Origin of the sequence: Peribacillus sp. NPDC058002 (assembly GCF_042886655.1) — a bacterium.
Classification (GTDB): domain Bacteria; phylum Bacillota; class Bacilli; order Bacillales; family DSM-1321; genus Peribacillus; species Peribacillus aracenensis.
The window spans coordinates 1-8,721 of record NZ_JBHVQU010000157.1 but is presented as its reverse complement, the minus strand read 5'-3'; the positions used below and the strand labels follow the sequence as shown (position 1 = coordinate 8,721).

Sequence of the window (8,721 nt, the reverse complement as noted above, 5' to 3'; positions counted from 1 at the left end):
GATCTAGTTAGTTCAATTGCATAGCCTTTTTCCCATTCAATTTCATTCATGACGGCCTTCGTCGTCATATCAGCCATGCCAATGCCGTTTGCATTACCGTGAGTTTTTTCAGTAAGTCCAAGTACAACGGTCCGTTTGACCTCTGGCCCCCCGGTAGCATATGGAGTGGCGAAGTTACCCGTAATATTCGGATCCATTCCATCCCCTGAAATATCCTTTCCGAGTTCATTTACAATAAGTACGTCGATCGAATCGAAATGTAATTTTGGCATCAATGATTTTGCTTCAAGCAATAGTCCGGGTTCCACTTCCTCCAGTTCCTCTGCTGGGACTGCGACGATTTTCGCTGGTTTATCATAGGCATTTTCAATTGTCGCAAGACCAAATATGATAGGAGCTTTTGTTAAGGAAATCTTCGCCATTTCAGGGACATGTTCCGCCATATACTTAAAGCTGTATGCATGTGCAGCTTCGGCTCCCTTTTGCTTGCCTAAACCGATTGTTATCATTTTCATTAGTCCGCTTTCAACCGGTCCGCGAAATGCTGTATGTGGTTTTATCCGATTAATGACTATGATTTTATCCGATTCATATGCAAGCTTATCAATATAGACAGGGAGCCCGTTTGGCAATTCATCCAGTTTAATAACTTCCATCGATGACAATATTGGCGCTCCAACCGATTCTTCTGAGATACCCAGCTGAAGCAACACATCGATTTGTCCTTCAGCTGTAGCACCCCCATGGCTTCCCATTGCAGGGACGATAAAAGGATTGCCGCCAGCCTCTTTGACGGCAGCCACAGTTTCCCTTACTAGAGTAGGAAGCTCCGCTACCCCTCTGCTTCCTACTGCAATTGCCACCCTGTCATCTTCATTTATTCTTGATAAGAGACCTGCTCCTTTTATCGCCTTCTTCACCTCACCAGCTACATCAGCTATTTGAGGTGTACGAAATTTCTGCCTCACTTTGACCATTTTCGGTAATTGGATTTCACGTAAAAGTTCAGAGATAATATCCATTTCAATCCTCCAAACAGACTGGATTATTTACCACGTACATTTTTAACTTCGCTCATCATTTCCTCTACAAGATCCGGCCCGAATTTTTGAGCATATTCGTCCGTCACTGGTTGGATGACTTTCTTCATTTTTTCCATTTCTTCCGGCTCTACTTCATTGATTTTCATTCCTTCTTCTTTTAGAAACTTAAGTGCTTTTTCATTTTCCTTTTGGTTAACTTCCCGTTGATACTTTCCAGCCTCCTGTGCGGCCTCACTCATGATTTCTTGCTCTTGTTCTGATAGGTCATCCCAGAACTTTTTACTTACAAGGAATACAAATGGTGTATAAACATGTTTTGTAAGACTTAAGTATTCTTGCACTTCATTATATTTTTGCGTTTGAATTGTTGCGAGTGGATTCTCCTGACCATCAACAGTGCCTGTTTCCAGTGCAGTAAATACTTCTGAGAAAGCCATCGGCGATGGATTCGCCCCTAACTTTGAAAATGCATCTAAATGCACTTCATTTTGCATGGTACGAAGTTTAAGCCCTTTGAAATCGGCAGCCGTTTTAACTGGGTGCTTGCTGTTGGTTAAGTTTCGGAAACCATTTTCCCAGTATCCCAAACCAACTAAATCATGTTCCGGTAATTTATCCAAAAGTTTTTTGCCAACTGCACCATCAAGTACCTTATAAGCTTCTTCTTCAGTATTAAAGACAAATGGGAAGTCATAAATTCCAAATTCCTTAATCATACCAACAAGTGGTGAGGTTGAAGGAACAGTAACTTCCTGTAAACCGCCTTGAAGAGCTTCTGTCATTTTCTGATCATCTCCGAGGGTGGCATCAAAAAAGTTTTGGACTTTCATTTTCCCCCCGCTTTTTTCTTCAACCAGCTCTTTAAATTTCTCCATTCCTATTCCTTGTGGATGCATTTTACTATTTCCGATCCCTGCTTTGATTGTTCTTTTCTGAATACCGTCAGCTGAAGCGCTTTCATTTTGTCCGCTTCCGCAAGCACTTAATAGCAGTACTGCGGGCAGTAAAACTCCAACCGCTAAACGTTTGAACATATTATTCATTTTCATTTTCCTCCTATTAAATAAGTTGATTATCTGCATACAGACCGATTACTTGATAAATTCCTTTAGGAGGTAAACCATTCTAGAGGAACCAGCACTAAGGAAGGAAACAAAATCAACAAGATCAATACAATCACTTCAACGAGCAAGAAAGGCCAAATCCCCTTCATGATATCTTCCATACTGATCTTACTTATGCCGCACATGACATTTAAAACGGTTCCGACAGGTGGCGTAAGTAAACCGATGGCGTTATTCAGGATAAACAGGACCCCAAAGTAAACTGGATCAATACCTGCAGCGACCACCAATGGCATCAAGACAGGTGTTAGAATCAGGATTGTCGGAGTCATATCCATAGCAGTTCCAACTACGATAACCAGTAGGTTTATCATGATTAATAGAAGGAATGGATGATCCATAAATGGCTCCAGCAATCCAATTACCTGACCAGGTAAATCGGCTACAGTTATCAGCCAGGATGACACGAGTGCAGCAGCGACCAGAAACATGACAACACTCGTCATTTTTCCTGCATGGACAAAGACATCATACAAATCTTTCACTTTCATTTCGCGATAGATTACAAGACCGACAAATATGGCATAGACTGCAGCCACCACTGCCGCTTCAGTCGGTGTAAATAAACCGAATTTCAATCCACCAATGATTATGACGGGCAGGAATAGAGCCCAAATTCCTTGACGAATAGATATAAGTACTTCTTTTGCTGAAGCTCGGGGGTTAACGGCGACTTTATCTTTTCGTGCAACAATGGCCCAGGTAACCGTAAGTCCAACCGCTAGTAAAATACCTGGAACGATTCCTGCCATGAACAACTTTGTAATGGACACACCGCTCGCGACACCAAAAATGATAAAACCAATACTTGGCGGAATGATTGGGGCAATGATGCCACCTGATGCAATCAACCCACTTGATCGGTTCACATCATAACCGGACTTCACCATCATTGGAATTAATATAGCCCCAAGCGCTGCCGTATCGGCAACCGCAGATCCCGATAAACTCGCAAACAATACACTCGCAATGATCGCAACATAGCCAAGGCCTCCCTTGATATGGCCAACCAATTTCATTGCCATCTCAACGATACGCCGTGATAAACCGCCCCGATTCATCGCCTCTCCTGCCAGCATAAAGAACGGTATGGCCATTAAAGGAAAGTTATCCGCGCCACTGATTAGGTTTTGTGCGATAATTTGACTATCAAAAATACCAAGAAAGTACATAAGCACTACGCTACTAACAAGTAAGGCAAATGCAATAGGAATTCCAAGTCCCATGGCTCCCAGTAAAGATCCGACAAATACACCGATCATCCCTGCTTCTCCTCCTTAATTATCCTAATATCTGATTCAAATTCATCAGCATGGAGGGAAATTAGTTCTTCTGACTCACTTATCATCACTAATTCTTCGTCTTTAATTTTATTGAAGAAAATCCGATACAAATTGAATATGATCATGCTGCCCATTGAAACACTTACAAGAATACCTGTCCCATATACAAATGCCAGTGGCATTCCAGTGGCCGGTGCAGCACTATCAATGTTTATCATGGTCATTTTCCAGCTGCCATCCAGGATTAAGATAAGAACGAATAACATCATCAAATCACTAATAACTAACACCACTTTTTTCATCTTATTCGGGAGCCGTTTAATGACCATGTCGACACCTAAGTGTTCTTTGTTTTTGAAAGCACCGATGGCGCCGAGGAACGTCAACCAAATGAAAAGATACCTTGACATTTCTTCTGACCAAGTAATCCCTGAATTAAAGAAATAACGAAGAACTACATTACCAAACACGAGTACGACCATTATCGCTAAAGCAGCTGCCATAATAATGTTTAACGAATTTTCCAAGATTCTGGATATTTTATTCACCTATACATCTCCCCCTTCCTATCTGGAGCGCCTGCTTCATTCTGCTTTTATTTTTCCGACGAGCTCCTCCGCCCAGTCATTTTCCTCAAAGACTTCATCATAAACAGGTTGAGATGCATTTATCATTTTTTCAGAAAAGTCTTCGTCAGGCGTAGTGAATTTGATTCCATTATCCTTAAGGTATGCTTTGTCATCTTCATAACTTTTTTCCATCAATTCAAACTCATATGCTGCCGACTCTTTTGCGGCTTTTTGAATGATTTTTTGTTGTTCCTTTGTAAGCCCTTTATAGAATTTGCTATTGATAATGTAAATATTGGGGCTGAACATATGCTTGGATTCCAGTACATCACTTTGAACTTCATTCCACCCCGAGGATCTCAGCGTGGCAATGGGATTATCTTGAGCATCAACTACCTTTTGTTCAAGTGCGGTAAAAACTTCTGAAATTGGTAATGGGCTAACGTTCGCCCCCAATGATTCACCTAGTTTTATGTAATTCGGGATGTTCGGCATTCTGAGTCGAAGTCCATCAAAATCTTTCATACTCTTAATAGTACGATTACTCGAAAACATCCTAAATCCGTTTGCACTCCATGCAAGTGGTGTCACTCCATGTTTTGGATCAAGCTCTTTTGTCAATTCCTCTCCTATAGGTCCATTCAATACCTTCTTTACATGACCGTAATCCCTAAATAGGAAGGGCCATTCAGGAACACCCATTTTAGGAATGTCCGACTGCATAATTAGTCCTGGAACACCCATTTCGATCGTCCCATTTCTGACTCCGTCGTAAAATTCTTTTTCTGCACCTAATGTACTGTTCGCATAAATCCGCACCTCCAGTTCACCATTACTCTCCTTTTCAACGATTTTTTTGAATTTTTCTTTCAACGCAATGTTTTGAGGATGATTTTCAGCAAAATAATGCGCCACTTTAATCGTTTTCTTTTCAACTCCAGATCCACTGGTTTTTTCTCCCTCTCCTCCGCCACATCCTGATAAAAGGAATGCCATGGCTAGAGTTAAGCTTGTGGAGAACACAAAAAGCTTTCTTTTTTTCAATAAAAACCCTCCCCAAAGTTTTTTGTAAGCGTTATCATTTGTCACTGATCTTATTACTTCTCCTCACCCTTATATAAGCCTAATTTAAATTGTTTTATAATATAAAACTCCGTTTTTGTTTTATTCGGAGTAAGGAAAACACTTCACCTCTTATTACGTTTTTCAAGTGGATTCATGACTTTTAAACGATTACTTTTAATAAAATGAAGGGTTAATTTGTTCTATAATATAAAACTCTGTTTTTGAATTTGAAATCTTACGTTGATTATAAGCTTCCATTTTTACTAATGTCAAACCATTTTTTGAATTTTATAACAACTTAACAAATCTCTATTTCACTAATTAATATTTATAGATTCAGAACGTAAAAGATGAAATGTATTTTTTCTATACTAGGATAGAAAATCATACAAAACCAGGTTCTCTTACTCTTTTAATTGTATTTCCTGCTGAAAAGGCAGTATTTAAGAGTTTAACTTTTTTCCTTCTTATTACGTTTATTACCCCTTCCATTCCTACAAAAGATATTTTCCATTTTTAAAGGTTTATATTTTCTTTTGAAAAATTACAATCCATATTTAATATTGAGATCATGTCATTATGAACCTCTCATACAACAGGTTAAAGATGAAAGGTATAGAAACTCCACCCGAAGGTTTCAAAAAGGTCTCATTAAATATATTTAATTATTACCGATATATTAAACAAGGTTCATATATAACACGGGGAAGGAATAAACAAAGATGAATAAACTCAGTACGAAAATAGGTTTTGTTCTTTTAACAGGCATGATCATCACATTAATTGGAAGTTTACTATTGATGTATAAAAGTACAAATGATACGGTTGAGAAAACAATCGCTATGAGCAGCTTAGACATAGCTAGCAACATCTCTCAAGGAATTAATTCAACATCTTATGCTGATTTTTTAAGTAATCAATCCGAAACCTCTACATATTGGGAGATACGCGAACAGTTAGACGATTATAGACAAAAAACTGGAGCATTGTATGTATATACATTGGGGATTAACGAAAGTAGCGAAAAAGTCCATATTCTTATAGATGGAGTGGGTAAGGGAGATAAAAAAGGAGCTCCCATTTCAACACCCACAACCGCAACTTCATATCAGGATGTAGAAAACGTCATGAAGGGAAAGGTTTCTACCACTTCCATCGTTCATGATCCTGAATATGGTGACTATTTATCCGTTTTTGTTCCCATCAAGAAAGGGGACGAGGTCATAGGAATACTAGGGGTGGATATTGATGCCAGCAAAGTCGACACTACGGCCAGCAAGGTTCTGGGTGGCATCCTTCCCCTGACCATAATAATCAATGTAATCTTAATGGCGATCGTAGTCGGTGCCTTAATATGGTTCTTGACTAGAAAGTTAAGCCCCCTTCTCAAGGTCAGCTTGGCTGCAAAGGAAATCTCGAATGGAGATTTATTAACAGCCAATAAACTGATAAGCAACATAAAAGTAAACGGGAACGATGAAATCAAGGTTTTAGTGAAATCCTTTGAAGAAATGATTACCAATACAATTATGATCGTCAACTCCATGAAAAGCTCATCTTTCCAGCTTTTGGAGTCATCAAGTGATATCGAGCACAAAATCAAAGAAATGGATACTTCCACACAATATATTGTTAATGGCATTCAGCAAGTCGCAGGAGCTGCGGAAGTACAATTGCACAGAAGTGAAGAATCATCGAGGGTCATCGAGGAAATGACCATAGGAATACAAAGAATTGCAGAAGCTTCTTCAGAAGTCAGCGAACAGACAAATCATGTTTCAACTAGAATGTCCATTGGAAATAAAGATATAAATGAACTCTCAAGTCAAATTCTGCAAGTAAAAGATGTGATGCTGCAAACAAGTTCAAAAATAAAGAAATTGGACGAACAAGCAAATGAGATTGTGAATATTGTACATTTAATCACAGGAATTGCCGAGCAAACAAACCTGCTATCACTAAACGCGGCAATTGAAGCTGCCAGGGCTGGTGAACAGGGTAAAGGTTTTGCGGTGGTATCGAACGAGGTACGGAAATTGGCGGTGGGTACGAAGGAATCTGCCATCAATATACAAGAGTCCCTCCTACATTTTAAATCCATCATAAATGAATCCGTGAAAATGATGGAAACTGGAACTAAAGAGGTAGAGGAAGGGACAAAATTTGTCCTGAATACAAGAGAAACTTTTAAACAGACCATAAAATCTTTTGAGCATGTTAGTGATCAGATTCAAGAAATATCAGCCATTACAGAACAAATGGCAGCAAGTTCCCAGGAAATCAATGCTTCGATAGAAGATTTTGCGGGGTTAACAAGGGAAACAGCAGTGGCTTCAAAACAAGTGGCACAATCAACAGATCAACAAGCGAAATCCATGGAGGATATTTCCTTCTCGACCTCCTCGATGGTAAAGCTCGCTAATGACCTGGAAACATCTGTTGAACAGTTTAACGCGTAAACATCTTGAACTACATTCTATTACTATATTAAGAAAGGGATTTTGCTATTCATGCAAAATCCCTTTCTTTTTATTTAGTTGATTTAAGTTTCAAATTACCTTCATATGGTATATGTTCAACCGTTATCGTTATATCTTTTCCTTCTTTATCTTTACCAATTCGTTTATAAGTGAATTTATTTTCATTAAGCTCTGTAAGTTCAAGAACTGCACCATACTTATTTTCCCCTTGTGAAGCAAGGGCTCTTATCTTATTTCCATGAACAACATCGTAATAGCCGTAATCCCCACGGCTTTCACCGGTTTTAGCATCAAAAAATCCATACTTATTTGTTTTATCATCATATTTTGCCAGTCCTAAATAATTCGAGTCATAGCTAGATACATCATTTCCCTTTTCATCCAACGCCGCTATTCCTTCCCATGTGGTGCTGGATAAAATCCTGTCTCCATCAACGTCTGTATCTACTTCCCCAGTGTAAGTTTCCAAAGTTTTATCCGGATCAGTAAAAGAAAGTTCTGTTTCAGTATAAGGAATATGATCAACAAACACTTCTACATCATTACCATTAGCATCTTTACCCATTCTTTTATAGGTAAACATATCCTCATTCAGTTCTGTTATTTCAACAGCGGCTTGGTAACCCATTGATTCTGAAATTAACACTCGCATCTTTTCATTTGTGATAAAGAAAGTTCCTTTATCACCACGACTTTTTTTAGTATTTTTATCAAAAAATTCATATCTTGATGATTCATCATCATATTTCGCTAGACCAATAAAGTTTGTTATTTCCCTTTCTAACGTCAATCTTAATATCTCTATGTTCAATCTTCTCCAGCTGTTCTTCGTTCAGAAGCTGCTCTGGATTATTTTTTGCCAAAAGCTTTAAATCGAGAAACACACTTTCTTCTACTTCAGTCAAAGGTTTTTGGAGATAAGATTTTTTGTATAAATGCTCTATCGATTTTATATCACCTGTTATTTCAAAAATAAGTAAAAATCCAGCTGCTAGAAATAAGGTGATGGAAATAAGAATTACGCCAACATAGGACAACAGAAATCTCATTTTAATTGACAAATATTTCCATCACGTATCGATTTCTCGTTTACTCCTTTATAGAAAAGTTCACCGTTTATCTGCTGTTCTTGCTCGTTTCCCACGATAATCTTTCTT

7 protein-coding genes and 1 pseudogene are annotated in these 8,721 nt (G+C 38.6%); 1 reads left to right on the top strand and 7 read right to left on the bottom strand.

Features of this window, described 5'->3' with window-relative positions; translation table 11 throughout:
* From ACFVSH_RS19725 to ACFVSH_RS19705, 5 genes are all read right to left on the bottom strand, one after another.
* Nucleotides 1-1,022: nickel pincer cofactor-dependent isomerase, group 22 (locus ACFVSH_RS19725; RefSeq protein ID WP_387707435.1), on the bottom strand; the 1,022-nt coding region annotated here is incomplete at its 3' end.
* A gap of 23 nt (nt 1,023-1,045) precedes the next feature.
* Nucleotides 1,046-2,092: a TRAP transporter substrate-binding protein gene (locus ACFVSH_RS19720; RefSeq protein ID WP_387707433.1), complete on the bottom strand. Its 1,047-nt coding sequence runs from the start codon at nt 2,090-2,092 to the stop codon at nt 1,046-1,048.
* 59 nt (nt 2,093-2,151) lie between these two features.
* Nucleotides 2,152-3,429: a TRAP transporter large permease gene (locus ACFVSH_RS19715; RefSeq protein WP_387599121.1), complete on the bottom strand. Its 1,278-nt coding sequence runs from the start codon at nt 3,427-3,429 to the stop codon at nt 2,152-2,154.
* Nucleotides 3,426-3,998 carry a TRAP transporter small permease gene (locus ACFVSH_RS19710; protein WP_387599124.1) on the bottom strand — a complete coding sequence of 191 codons (573 nt, stop codon included), beginning with the start codon at nt 3,996-3,998 and terminating at the stop codon, nt 3,426-3,428. The genes ACFVSH_RS19715 and ACFVSH_RS19710 overlap by 4 nt, the downstream gene beginning before the upstream one ends.
* A gap of 36 nt (nt 3,999-4,034) precedes the next feature.
* Nucleotides 4,035-5,063 carry a TRAP transporter substrate-binding protein gene (locus tag ACFVSH_RS19705; protein WP_387707431.1) on the bottom strand — a complete coding sequence of 343 codons (1,029 nt, stop codon included), beginning with the start codon at nt 5,061-5,063 and terminating at the stop codon, nt 4,035-4,037.
* A gap of 743 nt (nt 5,064-5,806) precedes the next feature.
* Between ACFVSH_RS19705 and ACFVSH_RS19700 the strand changes: the two genes are divergently transcribed.
* Entirely contained in the window at nt 5,807-7,543 is a 1,737-nt protein-coding gene (locus tag ACFVSH_RS19700) for a methyl-accepting chemotaxis protein (RefSeq protein WP_387599130.1), read from the top strand.
* 70 nt (nt 7,544-7,613) lie between these two features.
* Here the strand turns inward: ACFVSH_RS19700 and ACFVSH_RS19695 are convergent.
* Both ACFVSH_RS19695 and ACFVSH_RS19690 read right to left on the bottom strand, forming a co-directional pair.
* Nucleotides 7,614-8,348, bottom strand: a pseudogene (locus ACFVSH_RS19695) (DUF4822 domain-containing protein); the annotation flags it as partial.
* On the bottom strand, nt 8,305-8,601 hold the full coding sequence (locus ACFVSH_RS19690; RefSeq protein ID WP_387707429.1) for a hypothetical protein: 297 nt from the start codon (nt 8,599-8,601) through the stop codon (nt 8,305-8,307). The gene ACFVSH_RS19690 and the pseudogene ACFVSH_RS19695, both read right to left, overlap by 44 nt.
* Between the last annotated feature and the right edge of the window lie 120 nt (nt 8,602-8,721).